The 13,349-nt window shown below is 64.9% G+C and carries 18 protein-coding genes; 8 read left to right on the top strand and 10 right to left on the bottom strand.

Annotated elements, in window-relative coordinates; genetic code table 11:
• Positions 1-23 precede the first annotated feature (23 nt).
• From B6V74_RS08415 to B6V74_RS08405, 3 genes are all read left to right on the top strand, one after another.
• A complete protein-coding gene (locus B6V74_RS08415) occupies positions 24-812 on the top strand; it encodes an SDR family oxidoreductase (RefSeq protein ID WP_075776916.1) in 789 nt (262 codons plus the stop codon).
• 267 nt (positions 813-1,079) lie between these two features.
• The gene (locus tag B6V74_RS08410; RefSeq protein WP_088722515.1) at positions 1,080-1,859 is read left to right on the top strand and encodes a pyrroline-5-carboxylate reductase dimerization domain-containing protein; all 780 of its coding nucleotides are present in this window, start codon (positions 1,080-1,082) and stop codon (positions 1,857-1,859) included.
• A 51-nt stretch (positions 1,860-1,910) separates the two neighbouring features.
• The gene (locus B6V74_RS08405) at positions 1,911-2,582 is read left to right on the top strand and encodes a haloacid dehalogenase type II (RefSeq protein WP_088722514.1); all 672 of its coding nucleotides are present in this window, start codon (positions 1,911-1,913) and stop codon (positions 2,580-2,582) included.
• Between the two features lie 7 nt (positions 2,583-2,589).
• Here the strand turns inward: B6V74_RS08405 and B6V74_RS08400 are convergent, their stop codons facing one another.
• Positions 2,590-3,180, bottom strand: coding sequence for a hypothetical protein (locus B6V74_RS08400; protein WP_088722513.1), 591 nt, complete (start codon positions 3,178-3,180; stop codon positions 2,590-2,592).
• A 63-nt stretch (positions 3,181-3,243) separates the two neighbouring features.
• Between B6V74_RS08400 and B6V74_RS08395 the strand changes: the two genes are divergently transcribed.
• Positions 3,244-4,068 (top strand): alpha/beta hydrolase, encoded by an 825-nt coding sequence (locus B6V74_RS08395; RefSeq protein ID WP_088722512.1) that lies wholly within the window; start codon positions 3,244-3,246, stop codon positions 4,066-4,068.
• A complete protein-coding gene (locus B6V74_RS08390) occupies positions 4,065-4,955 on the top strand; it encodes a DMT family transporter (protein WP_075776921.1) in 891 nt (296 codons plus the stop codon). Before B6V74_RS08395 ends, B6V74_RS08390 begins: the two co-directional genes overlap by 4 nt.
• Positions 4,956-5,025: 70 nt before the next feature.
• Here the strand turns inward: B6V74_RS08390 and efp are convergent, their stop codons facing one another.
• Entirely contained in the window at positions 5,026-5,595 is a 570-nt protein-coding gene (gene efp, locus B6V74_RS08385) for an elongation factor P (RefSeq protein WP_075776922.1), read from the bottom strand.
• 99 nt (positions 5,596-5,694) lie between these two features.
• On the opposite strand from efp, the gene epmA reads away from it, so the two are divergent.
• Positions 5,695-6,735, top strand: a complete 1,041-nt coding sequence (gene epmA, locus B6V74_RS08380; RefSeq protein WP_088722511.1) for an EF-P lysine aminoacylase EpmA — start codon at positions 5,695-5,697, stop codon at positions 6,733-6,735.
• Positions 6,736-6,738: 3 nt separating this feature from the next.
• Here epmA and B6V74_RS08375 read toward each other — a convergent pair whose 3' ends face one another.
• From B6V74_RS08375 to B6V74_RS08355, 5 genes are all read right to left on the bottom strand, one after another.
• On the bottom strand, positions 6,739-7,128 hold the full coding sequence (locus B6V74_RS08375) for a DUF2237 domain-containing protein (protein WP_088722510.1): 390 nt from the start codon (positions 7,126-7,128) through the stop codon (positions 6,739-6,741).
• A gap of 17 nt (positions 7,129-7,145) precedes the next feature.
• Positions 7,146-8,318, bottom strand: a complete 1,173-nt coding sequence (locus tag B6V74_RS08370) for a serine hydrolase (protein WP_075776925.1) — start codon at positions 8,316-8,318, stop codon at positions 7,146-7,148.
• Positions 8,319-8,421: 103 nt separating this feature from the next.
• Complete coding sequence (locus B6V74_RS08365) at positions 8,422-8,904, bottom strand: MarR family transcriptional regulator (RefSeq protein ID WP_088720294.1); 483 nt, start codon at positions 8,902-8,904, stop codon at positions 8,422-8,424.
• Between the two features lie 158 nt (positions 8,905-9,062).
• Positions 9,063-9,338, bottom strand: coding sequence for a succinate dehydrogenase assembly factor 2 (locus tag B6V74_RS08360; RefSeq protein WP_075776927.1), 276 nt, complete (start codon positions 9,336-9,338; stop codon positions 9,063-9,065).
• Positions 9,338-9,715 (bottom strand): helix-turn-helix transcriptional regulator, encoded by a 378-nt coding sequence (locus tag B6V74_RS08355; protein ID WP_088720111.1) that lies wholly within the window; start codon positions 9,713-9,715, stop codon positions 9,338-9,340. Before B6V74_RS08355 ends, B6V74_RS08360 begins: the two co-directional genes overlap by 1 nt.
• Positions 9,716-9,798: 83 nt before the next feature.
• Here B6V74_RS08355 and B6V74_RS08350 point away from each other — a divergent pair, with 83 nt between their 5' ends.
• Both B6V74_RS08350 and B6V74_RS08345 read left to right on the top strand, forming a co-directional pair.
• Complete coding sequence (locus B6V74_RS08350; protein WP_088722509.1) at positions 9,799-11,001, top strand: pyridoxal phosphate-dependent aminotransferase; 1,203 nt, start codon at positions 9,799-9,801, stop codon at positions 10,999-11,001.
• Positions 11,002-11,028: 27 nt separating this feature from the next.
• Positions 11,029-11,430: a hypothetical protein gene (locus tag B6V74_RS08345; protein ID WP_088722508.1), complete on the top strand. Its 402-nt coding sequence runs from the start codon at positions 11,029-11,031 to the stop codon at positions 11,428-11,430.
• A 24-nt stretch (positions 11,431-11,454) separates the two neighbouring features.
• On the opposite strand, the gene B6V74_RS08340 is transcribed toward B6V74_RS08345, so the two are convergent.
• From B6V74_RS08340 to B6V74_RS08330, 3 genes are all read right to left on the bottom strand, one after another.
• Positions 11,455-12,018, bottom strand: a complete 564-nt coding sequence (locus tag B6V74_RS08340) for a CHAP domain-containing protein (protein WP_088722507.1) — start codon at positions 12,016-12,018, stop codon at positions 11,455-11,457.
• Between the two features lie 167 nt (positions 12,019-12,185).
• Complete coding sequence (locus tag B6V74_RS08335; RefSeq protein WP_075776932.1) at positions 12,186-12,680, bottom strand: DUF6647 family protein; 495 nt, start codon at positions 12,678-12,680, stop codon at positions 12,186-12,188.
• An 86-nt stretch (positions 12,681-12,766) separates the two neighbouring features.
• Positions 12,767-13,240, bottom strand: coding sequence for a cytochrome C (locus tag B6V74_RS08330; protein WP_088720106.1), 474 nt, complete (start codon positions 13,238-13,240; stop codon positions 12,767-12,769).
• Positions 13,241-13,349 lie beyond the last annotated feature (109 nt).

The raw sequence follows: 13,349 nt of genomic DNA, 5'->3' as shown, positions 1-13,349 counted from the left end.
TTATAACGGCGGCAGGGACGGGAATGGCGGAACTGATGAAGGGTAAGCGCGGCCTCGTGATGGGGGTCGCCAACGAGCGTTCGATCGCTTGGGGGATCGCGAAGGCACTGGCCGAGCAAGGCGCGGAACTCGCGTTCTCCTACCAAGGAGAGGCTTTCGGCAAACGGGTCGAACCGCTGGCCGAGAGCGTGGGCTCGAAATTCCTGCTGGATGTGGACGTGAATGACGACGCCTCGATGGACGCCGCCTTCGCCAAGCTGAAAGAGGAATGGGGCTCGATCGATTTCGTCGTTCACGCCATCGCCTATTCCGACAAGTCCGAACTCGCGGGACGGTTCATCAACACCACCCGCGAGAACTTCAAGAACTCGCTGACGATCTCCTGCTACAGCTTCATCGACGTGGCCAAGCGTGCCTCGGAACTGATGAACGAGGGCGGCTCGATGATCACGCTGACCTATATGGGCTCGCAGCGCGTGACCCCCTATTACAACGTGATGGGCGTGGCGAAGGCGGCGCTGGAATCGGCGGTGCGCTATCTGGCAGCCGATCTGGGCCCCGACGGCATCCGCGTGAACGCGATCTCGCCCGGCCCGATGAAGACGCTGGCCGGGGCCGCAATCGGCGGCGCGCGCAAGACCTTCCGCCATACCGAGCACAATTCGCCCCTGCGCCACAACGCGACTCTGGAAGCGATCGGCGGTACGGCGGTCTATCTGCTCTCGGATTATGGTGCCTGCACCTCCGGGGAGATCATCTCGGTCGATAGCGGCTATCACGTCATGGGCATGCCCGCGGCAGAGAACCTGTAAGCTCAGCCAATCGCAAGCAGGGCGCGCGCCGGCCCGTGGGGTGGCGCGGCTCACGCTCTGTGCGGCAGCGCTTTATCCAAGCCACATACCTTGAACATGGCTGCGTTTCGCGCGGTTGGCCAAGGCGCCAGCCCTCGGGGACGGGCCGGCGCGCGCACTGCGGCTTCGCCGCGTTCCGGGCGCAGTCTCGTGTTTGAAGCGGACCTCCCTCCCTTCCCCCATCCCCTGCCCCGCGCTAGGCTGCCCCGAACACGCAGGGAGGCGCGCATGGCACTCGATTTCTCCATCGGCATCATCGGCTCAGGGATGCTCGGCGCAGCGATCGCCGAGGCGCTCTGGCGCGCGGAACCCAGGTCGCTTCTGATGGCCAACCGCTCCGGCACCGTGCCTGGCATTGACGGCTTCCCACCCCAGAACGTGCTGACCGACCCGCAGGCACTGGCAGAGGCTTGCGACGTGGCGATCCTCTGCGTGCCGCCCGCCGCCGCCCGAGACCTCAGGATCGATGCGAAAGACAAGCTGGTGATCTCCGTCATGGCGGGCGTGCCTTTGGCCGACCTCACCCGCATCAGCGCCAGCCCCCGCGCGATCCGCGCCATGTCGAGCCCCGCCGCCGCAAAGGGCCTCGCCTATTCGCCGTGGTTCGCGAGCGACGCCGTGACCGAGGAAGACCGCATCCGCGCCCGCGCCCTCTTCCAGGCCTGCGGGCAGACGGACGAACTGCACGACGAGGCACAGATCGACTTCTTTACCGCGATGACCGGCCCGGTGCCGGGATTCGTCGCCGCCTGCGCGGCTGCGATGGTGCGTCATGCCGAAGATCAGGGCGTCACGCCCGAGATCGCCGACCGCGCCGTCCGGCAGCTATTTCTCGCCGCCGGAGAGATAATGGCCGAGGGTCCGCCCCCTCAGGCCCATGTGCAGGAGATGATCGACTACGCGGGCACGACCGCCAAGGGCCTCACCACGCTGCGCGACAATGGCTTTGCCGAGCGTCTCGCCGAAGGGCTCGTCGCCGCGACGCAAGCCTCGCGCGACATTTACTGACCCTTGCACCCGGCCTCACCGACGCTAGGGTGAAGCTCGGGAGGAAATATCATGTCCATTCAGCTTTGCGTTTTCGACGCCTACGGCACGCTCTTCGACGTCGACGCAGCCGCGCGCAATCTGGCCGCCGAGGAACCGCGCCTGACCGAGATCTGGCCGCGCCTCGCCGCCGATTGGCGTCGCAAACAGCTCGAATATAGCTGGCTGCGGGAGGTGATGGGCGATTACGTCGATTTCTGGCAGCTGACCCGCGACGGGCTCGATTGGGCGATGGCGGCGCAGGATCTCGACGATCCCGATCTGGCCGAGCGGCTGATGGCACTTTACCGCGAATTGCCCGCTTTCCCGGAAGTGCCCGAGATGCTCGATGCGCTGCACCATCGCGGTGTCGGGCGTGCGATCCTGTCGAATGGCGCGCCCGACATGCTGGGGGCTGCGGTTCATGCGGCGGGCGTGGGGCATCTGCTCGACGAGGTGCTCTCGATCCACGAGATCGGCCATTACAAACCGCGCGCCGCCGTCTACGACATGATCGCGCAGAAAATGGGCGTCGAACCGGAGAAGACCTGTTTCATCTCGTCTAATGGCTGGGACGCGGCGGGGGCGGCGAAGGCGGGCTTCCGGGTGCTGTGGGTCAACCGCGCAAACGCCCCGGTCGAACGGCTGCCCTATAAACCCGCGGCGATCCTGACCGACCTGCGCGCGGTGCCCGACCACCTCTGAGCCGCGCTCACTCCTCCATCTCGCGCAGCGCGCGCCGCAGGCGCATCGTCTGCGCCTGAAACCCTTCGGCATCCGTGTATTCCACGAAATCGCGGTAGCGCAGATGCGGCCCCTTCACCTGGTGCGCGTGCTTGATCGGGCACCAGTACTGCTCGGTCCGGCCGGCGATCTCGCGCACATAGCTCAGAAGCCCGTTGCAATAGCCGCAATAGACGCAGTTCAGCTTCTGCAGCGCGTTGAGATAGGCCAGATGCTGACGATCGACCACGATATGATCGGAGCGCTTCACCTTGGCGATACGGTAGATCGGAAAACAGATTGCCTGATAGAGGCTCACGAAAAGATCGAGCAGCACGAAGGGCACGATCAGCGAATAGATCACCGGAGCCGTCAAAATGACCATCGGGCGCGCGTAGGACAGAAAGCGCAGCAGGCCCACACGCGCCTGCCGGTGCGCATCGCGCACGCCCGCCTCGAACACCACCCGGTTATGATCGAGCCGGAATGCCATCGCCTCGCGGCGACGGTCCCATTCCGCTTCGATCTCGTCTTCGAGCGCGCTCAGTCTTTCGTGTAATCTTTCCAGCGTGTCAGCCATGGCGATCTCCCTCTGACGCACTATGATCGCGGACAGGTCAGCAATCCAGAGAGGAGCGGCGTAATGGATTTCTTTACCGCGGATGATGGTGCGAAGATCGCGTATCGCGACAGCGGCAGCGGCGTGCCGATCCTGGCTTTGTCCGGTCTGACGCGGAACACCCGAGATTTCGACTATGTCGCCCCGCATCTGAAGGACGTGCGGCTGATCTGCATGGATTATCGCGGCCGCGGCGAGAGCGACTGGACCGGACAGGAAACCTACACCGTGCCGCGCGAAGCGGCGGATGCGCTCCAGCTTCTCGATCATCTCGAGATCGAGAAGGCCGCCATCCTCGGCACCTCGCGCGGCGGGCTCGTAGGCATGTATCTCGCGCTGACCGCGAAAGAGCGGATGTCCGGGCTTGCGCTGAACGACGTGGGCCCCGTTCTCGACGAGACGGGGCTGAACAAGATCTTCGACTATATCGGGCGCAACCCGGCGGCGAAGAGCTACGCGGAAATGGCCGAGAAGCTGCCCGAGGCGATGACCGGCTTCGCCGACGTCCCACCCAACCGCTGGGCGATGGAGGTCCGTCACCATTACGTCGAGACCGAGACGGGGCTGAAGATCAATTACGACCCCGCCCTGCGCGAGGCTTTCCTCGGCGCCTTCAAGGGCGGCGTGGAGCCCGCCTGGCCGCTCTTCGAGGCGACCGAGGGGCTGCCGCTCGTCCTGATCCACGGCGCGAATTCCGATCTGCTGAGCGACGCCACCGTCGAAGAGATGCAGCGCCGCCGCCCGGACATGATCTATGCCCGCGTCGCCGACCGCGCCCATATCCCCTTCCTCGACGAGCCCGAGGCGCTGGCCGCGCTGGAAGCGTGGATCGAGCGGATCAAAGGGTGAGCGAGGCCCGCGTCACCCTCATCGCCAGCGCGATCACGCTGATCACTGGCGCGCTTTGGGGGCTTTACTGGCTGCCGGTGCGCGCGCTGGACGGCCATGGTCTGGCGGGCGCCTGGGGCACGGTCGCGATCACCGTGGTCGCCTGCGCGGCAATGGCGCCGGTCGCATGGGCCAAACGCGCCGAGCTTGCCACTGCGACGCCCGCAGCGCTGGCCTCGGTCGCGCTCGGCGGTGCGGCCTTCGCGCTCTATTCGATCGGCTTCCTCTATGGCCGAGTCGCGCTGGTGATCCTGCTGTGGTTTCTCACCCCGGTCTGGTCGGTGCTGATCGGACGGTTCGTGATGGGCTGGCCGGTCTCGCGGCTGCGGATGGCTGCGATCGTCGTGGGTCTCTCCGGGCTCGGTCTGATGCTGGGCGCGGGCGGCGGCCTGCCCCTGCCGAGCAGCCTCGGCGAATGGATGACCCTCGTCGGCGGCGTGATCTGGTCGGTCGCGACCACCGGGATGCGCACCAGATCGACGCTCTCGCCCGGCCCGGCCACCTTCACCTTCGCGGCTGGCGCGGCCCTCACCGCGCTCTGCCTCGCGCCGTTCCTCGCGCCCCTTCCCGCGAGCGGGGTCGATTGGGCCGCCGCACTCGGGCTGACCATCTCCGCCGGGGTGTTCTGGTGGGGCGCTGCGACGGCAGCTCTGATGTGGGCCACCGTCCGGCTCGAACCGGCGCGGATCGGAATCTTGCTGATGAGCGAGGTCCTGGTCGGCGCGGTCTCCGCCGCGCTGATCGCAGGAGAGCTGCTCTCCGCTATGGAGATCGCGGGCGGCGCGCTCGTACTCGCAGCCGGTCTGCTGGAAGTCTGGCCCGCCCGCCCCGCGCAACGCCCCGCCTGACCTACACTTCCCATCCGTAAACAAAAAAGGCGCCCGGAAGGGCGCCTTTTCTATCAGATCGCTGCGAGGATCAGTCCTTCGCGCGCTCCACATAGGTGGTGTCTTCGGTGTTGATCACGATGCGCGTACCGACTCCGATATGCGGCGGCACCATCACGCGGATCCCGCCGGTGCAGATCGAGGGCTTGTAGCTCGACGAGGCGGTCTGACCCTTCACGACCGGCTCGGTCTCTTCGACCTCGACAGTGACTTTCTGCGGCAGGTCGATCGCGATCGCGTTTTCCTGGAAGGTCTTAAGATGAACGCGGATCCCGTCGCGCAGGAATACCTTCGCATCGCCGATCACGTCTTCCTGAACCGCGAGCTGCTCGTAGGTCTCGGGGTCCATGAAGTGGTAGCCTTCGCCATCCTCATAGAGGAAATCGTATTCACGCTCTTCGACATGGGCGCGCTCGACCTGCTCGGTCGTGCGCCAACGCTCCGACACCTTGGTGCCGTCCGAGATGCGGCGCATGTCGACCTGCGTCACGGGCGTGCCCTTGCCGGGATGGATGTTCTGCGCGGTGATCACGACGTAAAGCTTGTCGTCGATTTCTAGCACGTTGCCCTTGCGGACAGAGGAAGCGATGACTTTCGCCATGAAAGGACCCCTTTGAATTCGGATAAAACAGGCTCTGGCGCCCGGATTGCAGAGCGCCTAAACCATTTGCGCCCCGATTTCCAGCCTGAAAGGCCTTCCATGCCCCCGTTCTGGACGCCCGAGCGCCACGCCGACCGCCGCCCTGCCCTGCTCGCGCGCAACCGCATTCAGGCCGCGATCCGCGGCTGGCTGGCGGCAGAGGATTTCGTCGAAGTCGATCCCTGCGCTCTGCAGGTCTCGCCCGGCAACGAGGCGCATCTGCACGCCTTCGCCACCGGCATGATCGGCAATGACGGCGCGGCGCGGCGGATGTATCTGCACACCTCGCCCGAATTCGCGATGAAGAAACTGCTGGCGGCGGGCGAGCCGCGCATCGCCGCCTTCGCCCATGTCTGGCGCAACCGCGAGGCGGGCAAGCGCCATTCGCCCGAATTCACCATGCTCGAATGGTATCGCGCGGGCGAAGACTACACCGCGCTGATGGCGGATTGCGCGGCGATGCTGCGGCTGGCCGCGGAGGCAGCGGGATCGCCCGTGCTGCGCTATGGCACCGCCGAGTGCGATCCCTTCGCCGAACCTGAGCGGTTGTCGGTGGCCGACGCGTTCGAACGCCATGCCGGGATCGACCTGCTCGGCACCTGCGACGGAGCGGAAACGGACGTGGCGGCCCTGCGCGGGCAATGCGAGGCGATCGGCTTTGCGGTTGCCGATGCGGATAGCTGGTCCGACATCGTCTCGAAACTGCTGGTCGCGAAGGTCGAACCGCATCTGGGCCATGGCCGCGCGATGATTCTGGACCGCTATCCACTGGCCGAGGCCGCGCTGGCCCGCCCTGCCCCGGATGACGCCCGCGTGGCCGAACGGTTCGAGCTTTACGCCTGCGGGGTAGAACTCGCCAACGGCTTCGGCGAGCTGACCGATCCGGTCGAGCAGCGCCGCCGCTTCGAGGCCGATATGGACCTGAAGGAACAGCTCTACGGCGAGCGTTACCCGATCGACGAAGACTTCCTCGCAGCGCTCGAGATCATGCCCGAAGCGTCGGGCATCGCGCTCGGCTTCGACCGGCTGGTGATGCTCGCAACCGGCGCGCCGAAGATCGAGGATGTGCTCTGGGTTCCGGTGGGCGGCGCGACGGGTTGAGCCTCAGCCCTTCCTGCCCTTCTTCTCGGCCGCGTGATCGGCCAGCACCTTGAACGGCACCACCCGCAGCGCATCGCGATGGGTCGAGGCCAGCATCACCTCGGGCGCGCAGCCCTCCTGCACCGCCTGCAAAAAGCGCGAGGCGCACAGGCACCAGCGGTCGCCCGGCTTGAGCCCCGGAAAGTCGTATTCTGGGCGCGGCGTGCTCAGGTCGTTGCCGAGATATTTCGAGAAGGCGAGGAACTCCGACGTCATCACCGCGCAGACCGTATGCGAGCCGCTATCCTCCCAGCAGGTGTTGCAGCTGCCATCACGGAAAAACCCGGTCCGGGGCTTGAGCGAACAGGGTTGCAAGGGGCCGCCCAGAACGTTGATCGCCTCATACATCTGCATCGCGCGGCCCTCCCCTTTCAGGAAACCTCGGCGATGCGGCGCAACATGGCAAGGTTTTCCTCTTCGACGCCCTCCTCCTTGAAACGCCAGTCGGCGGCGTTGATCGCGATCACCGCGTCGGTCGCGGGGCTGACATAGATATGCTGGCCATAGATGCCGCGCGCGAAATAGTCGCCGCCGTGATCCGCGGTGTCGACGGGCACCCACCATTGATAGCCGTAGCCCTCGCCCTTCGGCGCCTGCAGCGCGGTCGATTTCGTAACCCAGTCCTCGGGCACGATCTGGCGGCCGTTCCAGAAGCCCTTTTGCAGGAACATCTGGCCGAAGCGCGCATAGTCGCGCGTCCGCAGGTTCAGCCCGCCAAGGACGAAGCTGACGCCCAGCCCGTCGGTCAGCATCACGGGCGCGGCCTCCAGCCCCATCGGCACGATCAGCAATTCGCCCATCACCTGCGCCGGGTCGGCCCCGGTCGCGCCCGCAATGACCATGCCCAGAACATGCGTGTCGATCGAGACATAGAGCATCCGCGCCCCCGGCTCCGCCTCGCGGATCTTGAGCGAGGCTGCGAAGGCGTCCATCGACCGCCCCATCGCCAGCACACGACCCATCTTGTTGATATCCGAATGGAAATCCAGATAATCCTCGTTGAACGCCACGCCCGAGGACATCACCAGCGCATCTCGAATCGTGACGCCGTCATAGCCCGACCCCTTCAACTGCGGTGCAAAGCGGGTGAGCGGCGCGTCGAGATCGGGGATGACACCCTGATGGTGCAGGATCCCCAGCGTGGCCGAGAGGAAGCTTTTCGCCATCGACCATGAGATCCGCAGATCCTCTGGCGCAGTGCCGCGGAAATAGCGCTCATGCGTGATCTGCCCATGGCGCAGCTTCACCAGCGCGGTGATCCAGCGCCGCTCGATCCAGTCGTCGACACCATCGGGCAGCGCATCCTCCGCCCCGCGGGGCAGGTCCGACACCGGCCCGTCGCCACGCGCAATCTCGCGCGAATGAAACAGCGCGGGCATGTTGGAGAAATTGCCGACGATCCGGTCGGGCTCGAACAGCCGGTTCACCGCGCGCAGCCGCGCGATCTCGTCGCGCTTCCACCAAGCGAGCCCCGCAATCGGCAGCGCCGCCGCCATGCCGACACGGATCGCTCCGCGCATCGCCTTTTGTCCAAGCTGTTTCATCGCACGTCCCCTCACCGCATGTCGTCACGGCAAGCAAGCACGCAGCACGCCGCCGCGGCAAGGAGAACCGGGCGTCATCGCGCAAACGCGACCTGCCCAAGGGTCAGTAGATATAACGGATCTGGTCGGTCCAGTAGCGCTCCATCCGGCGCAGCGTGTGGTTCATTTCTTCCATCGCTTCGAAGGTGATGACGCCGCGCGTCTCCATCCCGCAGGCGTGCCGCTCGAACAGGGCCGCGACATTGTCGCGCAAGCCCCGTCCTTTCGGCGTCAGGCGCACCCGGACCGAGCGGCGATCGATCTCGCTGCGCTGATGGTGCATATAGCCCGCCTCCACCAGTTTCTTGAGATTGTAGGAGACGTTCGAGCCCTGGTAATAGCCTCGGGTCTTCAACTCCCCCGCGGTCACCTCGTTTTCGCCCACGTTGAACAGCAACAGCGCCTGCACCGGGTTGATCTCGAGGATGCCCAGCCGCTCGAACTCGTCCTTGATCACATCGAGCAGCAAGCGGTGCAGCCGCTCCAGCAGCGATAGGCTGTCCAGATATCCCGCCATCAGCCCCGGGCTCGCCGGGACGGACGTCATGTCGCTTGCAGATTTCTGCACGGTCATAGCACTCTCCGCCAGTTGCGCTGCCCCTCAGGCAGGACAGTGGCGGGAAATGGAAAAGATACCGTTAATCGGACCGAAATCTCTGAAAATTCGCGGAAAACCCGATGAAATCCGGGGTTTCCGCGCGGTTTTCAGCTTTTGGTAATGTGGCGCTCGCGCGCGAATTGGCCGATTTCGGAGAGCAGATCGAGATATTGCGGCGGGCAAGGCTGCGCGCCGGACACCCACGGGTAGAGGTCCTGATCGTTCTCTTCGAGCAGCTGATCGTAGAGTTCGAGAGTGTCGGCATCCAGCTCGGGCAGCCGCGCATCCGCATAAGGCCCGAGGATCAGGTCCATTTCCTTGATCCCGCGCCGCCAGCTGCGCATCTTCATCCGTTTCAGCCGCGCCTCTCGCGTCTCTGCCATCAACTCTCTCCTGCCACCAAACGCTTCTCCAGCCGTGCCAGCCGAACGTCGAGTTCCTCGAGGCCGGACCGCACTTCCCGGATCTCGCGCACAAGGGCGCGTTCCGCCTTTGCGTCTTCTCCCTGTTCGGGCGGGCCGTCAAGCCCTTCGCCCGACCCGGTGAGCAGCCACATCAGCGTGACATTGAGCATGCCCGACAGCATCTGCAGCCGGTTCGCGCGCGGCTCGAGCACATCCTCTTCCCAAGCCTGCAACGTCTCGAGCCGGACGCCGAGCTGCGTCGCCAGGTCCTCCTGGCTCAACCCGGCCGCTTCGCGCGCCCCCGCGAGCCGGTCGCCGAATGTTGCGCTCGCCTCGCCATACCAATCGTCGACCATGATCTCTCTCCCGCTTTCACTTGAACGCTCTTGGCCCCAAGCCTAGAAGTTTGCCGAACGAGTTACAAATCAAGGGCGACCCGATGGCATTCCTTTCCGACACGCTTGCGCGGGTGAAACCCTCTCCGACAGTCGCGATGACCGGGAAGGTGGCTGAACTGCGCGCTGCGGGCCGCGACGTGATCGGTTTGTCCGCCGGCGAACCCGACTTCGACACGCCCGAGTCGATCAAGGGTGCCGCGAAAGCCGCGATCGCGGCGGGCAAGACGAAATACACGGCAGTGGATGGCATCGCCGAGCTGAAACAGGCGATCTGCGCCAAGTTCGCCCGCGAGAACGGGCTTCGCTACACGCCCGAGCAGGTCTCGGTCTCCTCGGGCGGCAAACAGGTGCTGTTCAACGCGCTGATGGCGACGCTCAACCCCGGCGACGAGGTGGTGATCCCGACGCCCTACTGGGTCAGCTACCCGGATATGGTGCTGATCGGCGGCGGCACCCCCGTCTTCGTGCAAGGTGATCCCGCGATGGGCTACAAGATCAGCCCCGAGGCGCTGGACGCCGCGATCACGCCGAACACCAAGTGGTTCCTGTTCAACTCGCCCTCGAACCCCTCGGGGGCTGCCTATTCGCGCGACGAGCTGAAGGCGCTGACCGACGTGCTGCTGCGCCACCCCCATGTCTGGGTGATGACCGACGACATGTATGAGCACCTCACCTTCGACGGGTTCGAGTTCACCACGCCCGCGCAGGTCGAACCCGCGCTCTATGACCGTACTCTGACGGTCAACGGCGTCTCGAAAGCTTATGCGATGACCGGCTGGCGGATCGGCTATGCGGCCGGCCCGAAAGAGCTGATCGCGGCGATGCGCAAGGTGCAGAGCCAATCGACCTCGAACCCCTGCACGATCTCGCAATGGGCGGCAGTCGAGGCGCTCAACGGACCACAGGATTTCATCGACACGTTCCGCGCCGCCTTCAAGCGGCGGCGCGATCTGGTGGTGGCCGGGCTCAACGCCTGCCCCGGCATCTCCTGCCCGACGCCCGAGGGCGCGTTCTACGTCTACCCCTCGATCAAGGATTGCATCGGCAAGACCTCCGCAGGCGGGTGCAAGATCGAGAGCGACGAGGATTTCGCCAACGCGCTGCTGGAGGAAAACGACGTCGCCGTGGTCTTCGGCGCGGCCTTCGGGCTTTCACCGAATTTCCGCATCAGCTACGCTACATCGGACGCGGCCCTGACCGAGGCCTGCGCCCGCATCAAGGCCTTCTGCGAAGGGCTGACATAAGGCGGACTATCCAAGGGAGATTGGCGAATGACTGACTTGCCCGAGTATTTTTTCCGGGTGAAGGAGAATGGCGCGACGGTGTTTCGCGTCGATACCGAGAACCGTCAGCGCCGGATCGAGATGGACCCGATCGCCAATATCAACATCCGCAACGGCGAGATCAAACCGCAGGGCGACCGGGTTCTGACCGAGGAAGACCGTGCCGAGATCGAGGCATGGATGGCGCATCGCCGCGAGGTGCTCGCCCAGCGCGATGTCGACGATATTCTGCGCGCGGTCGATCACCTCAATCTCGTAGCGCAATGGGCGCAGTCGAAGGCGACCGATGCTCAGCTCGAAGAGATCACGGATACGCTGTTGCTGACGATGCACGACCTGCGCAGCGTTCTGGTGCGCAAGAAGGCCGAGCGGCTGACGAGCGAGGGCTGAGCCTCCGGTTCAGCCCGTTCGGCCTCAGCCCTTCGAGATGAACCCGGTGATCGGATAGACGCGGCCCAGCGCGCCGGGGTTGCTCATGACGCGCACGGCGCTCCAGTCATTCTTCTCGGAGACATCCACCACGACCATGTCGAGCGAAACCTTGTTACGCTCCCAGTTCGCGTGATCGACCCGGATCTGACGCGGCGAGTCGACGCCTGAGACGACCGCGATATGGCCCAGCGGATTGCGACGGGTCGCCGAGAAGGCCATCACCGCACCGACCTTCGGCTGGTGACCGCGCGCATAGAGCCCCTTCGCCTGCGACCACCACGTCTTGGCATTGCCGCGAATGTCGATACCGGAGGCATTGCGCGCGAACGGCACGCACCAGACCCGCTGGCGCTTGGCGCGCATCTGCTTGGCCACCTCGACCGCGTATGCACGGCGTTCGAGATTGACGGCGCCCGCCTCATCCCGTGCGCTTGCGAAGCCCATCCTGTCGCCGGTGGTCGGGGTACAGGCCGAGACGGTCAGCGCCGCGATCAGAACAAGCGAGAGAGGGGCTGCACGGCCCGCAAGGTCAGAGATGGAGAGCATGGGCGATCACTGTCGATGTCGAATTGTTGCGTCTTCGTTACCTCGTTGCATAGCCCTGAATCAGGCTTTGACCGAAGAAGAAATTCGGCGCAGATCAGCGGGTTGGCGAATATCCGCTTACAGAAATGTAATGTAGGGAACCTTTTCGAGCCTCGCGCGGCGCGACTTCAGCGCCGATGGTCCGAGGAACAACGCGCCCGCAGGTAAATCTCGGCCCACGCGAAGCCCGGATCGATCCCCCGTTCGGCGAGCCATGCCTCCTGCAGGCGATAGGCTTCCGGCTCGGCCGCCGCAGGACAGGGCCAGTCCTTGGCTCGAAACTGAGCGCGATGAATGAGCTCATGCAAAAGCGAGGAAAGCAGCATCGGATCGTCCTCCGACCAAGGCGCGACAAGGAAGATCCGGTCCTCGACAAAATCGTAGGCCGCGCGCAGATCGGCATCGACGAGGAGATCTCGCCCTTCATAGGTGATGACCTCTCCGCTCTGGCAAAGGAAAATCGCAGGCGCGCCCTCCGGCGCGGCGTAGTCGCTATGTTCTGCGATCCACGCGGTGAGCGGCGCCATCACCGCCTTTGGCACAGCGATCGGCAGCGGCGCGGGACAGGCCCCGACCGCTGCCGGACATACCAGAGCAAGCCCTATGACGATGGCTCGGATCATCCCGCCTCCTCTGAGCACAGGATAGCAGGTACCGGATGCCCTCGGAAATGACGCCGGTCATTGGGCCGAATCGGTCGAGCCGGGCCCTAGTTCGGCATCATCGGCGGCGCCATCACGATATAGGGTGTCTTGGGCGCCTCCCCCGGCGGCAAGGCCTCTGGCATCGGATCCCCCGGCTCGCCGAGCGACTTGATATACTGGTAGAGCGAGCGCAGATCGCTCTCGGGCATGGCATGCACGTTGTAGAACGGCATCGGCGGCTTCGCGTCGAAGGTCTTCGCGAATTCCACGAAACCGTCCTCGTCCATATCCTTGATCTCGTCGCGCAAATTGACCGCATAGGTCGTGCCCCACGGACCCTGCCAGCCGAGCGGTACGCCCTTGAGCGCCGCCTCCGGATCGATCTTGCCGCCGGATTCGTTGTAACCGGCCGTGTGGCAGTCGTGACATCCCGAGGTAATCGAGACCAGTCTGCCTCGTTCGACCGAGACCTCCTGCGCGAGCCCTGCCGAAGACCCGGCCAGCGCGGCGAGCGCGGCCAGAGTAATGACGCGTTTCATGGGTATTCCCCCTCTCCCTTTTGACAGACGACCCTCTCCCGGATCGCTTCTCCCTGTGGTCGGGGCTTTTGCGAAAGTCACCTGACCTAAGGGAAAGGATGCGCCCGGA

Source organism: Thioclava sp. F42-5, assembly GCF_002213195.1.
Taxonomy (GTDB): domain Bacteria; phylum Pseudomonadota; class Alphaproteobacteria; order Rhodobacterales; family Rhodobacteraceae; genus Thioclava; species Thioclava nitratireducens.
The sequence above is the reverse complement of the archived record's forward strand: the minus strand, read 5'-3'. Positions and strand labels throughout refer to the sequence as shown.

Bases quoted from the DNA above. Each gene is read 5' to 3' on its own strand.
- B6V74_RS08345 (WP_088722508.1), top strand. From the start codon at position 11,029: ATGACTGACTTGCCCGAGTATTTTTTCCGGGTGAAGGAGAATGGCGCG.
- B6V74_RS08400 (WP_088722513.1), bottom strand. From the start codon at position 3,180: ATGGCTGACACGCTGGAAAGATTACACGAAAGACTGAGCGCGCTCGAA.
- B6V74_RS08355 (WP_088720111.1), bottom strand. From the start codon at position 9,715: ATGGTCGACGATTGGTATGGCGAGGCGAGCGCAACATTCGGCGACCGG.
- B6V74_RS08395 (WP_088722512.1), top strand. From the start codon at position 3,244: ATGGATTTCTTTACCGCGGATGATGGTGCGAAGATCGCGTATCGCGAC.
- B6V74_RS08330 (WP_088720106.1), bottom strand. From the start codon at position 13,240: ATGAAACGCGTCATTACTCTGGCCGCGCTCGCCGCGCTGGCCGGGTCT.
- B6V74_RS08340 (WP_088722507.1), bottom strand. From the start codon at position 12,018: ATGCTCTCCATCTCTGACCTTGCGGGCCGTGCAGCCCCTCTCTCGCTT.
- B6V74_RS08375 (WP_088722510.1), bottom strand. From the start codon at position 7,128: ATGCAGATGTATGAGGCGATCAACGTTCTGGGCGGCCCCTTGCAACCC.
- B6V74_RS08335 (WP_075776932.1), bottom strand. From the start codon at position 12,680: ATGATCCGAGCCATCGTCATAGGGCTTGCTCTGGTATGTCCGGCAGCG.
- B6V74_RS08365 (WP_088720294.1), bottom strand. From the start codon at position 8,904: ATGACGTCCGTCCCGGCGAGCCCGGGGCTGATGGCGGGATATCTGGAC.
- B6V74_RS08410 (WP_088722515.1), top strand. From the start codon at position 1,080: ATGGCACTCGATTTCTCCATCGGCATCATCGGCTCAGGGATGCTCGGC.
- B6V74_RS08370 (WP_075776925.1), bottom strand. From the start codon at position 8,318: ATGAAACAGCTTGGACAAAAGGCGATGCGCGGAGCGATCCGTGTCGGC.
- efp (WP_075776922.1), bottom strand. From the start codon at position 5,595: ATGGCGAAAGTCATCGCTTCCTCTGTCCGCAAGGGCAACGTGCTAGAA.
- B6V74_RS08360 (WP_075776927.1), bottom strand. From the start codon at position 9,338: ATGGCAGAGACGCGAGAGGCGCGGCTGAAACGGATGAAGATGCGCAGC.
- epmA (WP_088722511.1), top strand. From the start codon at position 5,695: ATGCCCCCGTTCTGGACGCCCGAGCGCCACGCCGACCGCCGCCCTGCC.
- B6V74_RS08350 (WP_088722509.1), top strand. From the start codon at position 9,799: ATGGCATTCCTTTCCGACACGCTTGCGCGGGTGAAACCCTCTCCGACA.
- B6V74_RS08415 (WP_075776916.1), top strand. From the start codon at position 24: ATGGCGGAACTGATGAAGGGTAAGCGCGGCCTCGTGATGGGGGTCGCC.
- B6V74_RS08405 (WP_088722514.1), top strand. From the start codon at position 1,911: ATGTCCATTCAGCTTTGCGTTTTCGACGCCTACGGCACGCTCTTCGAC.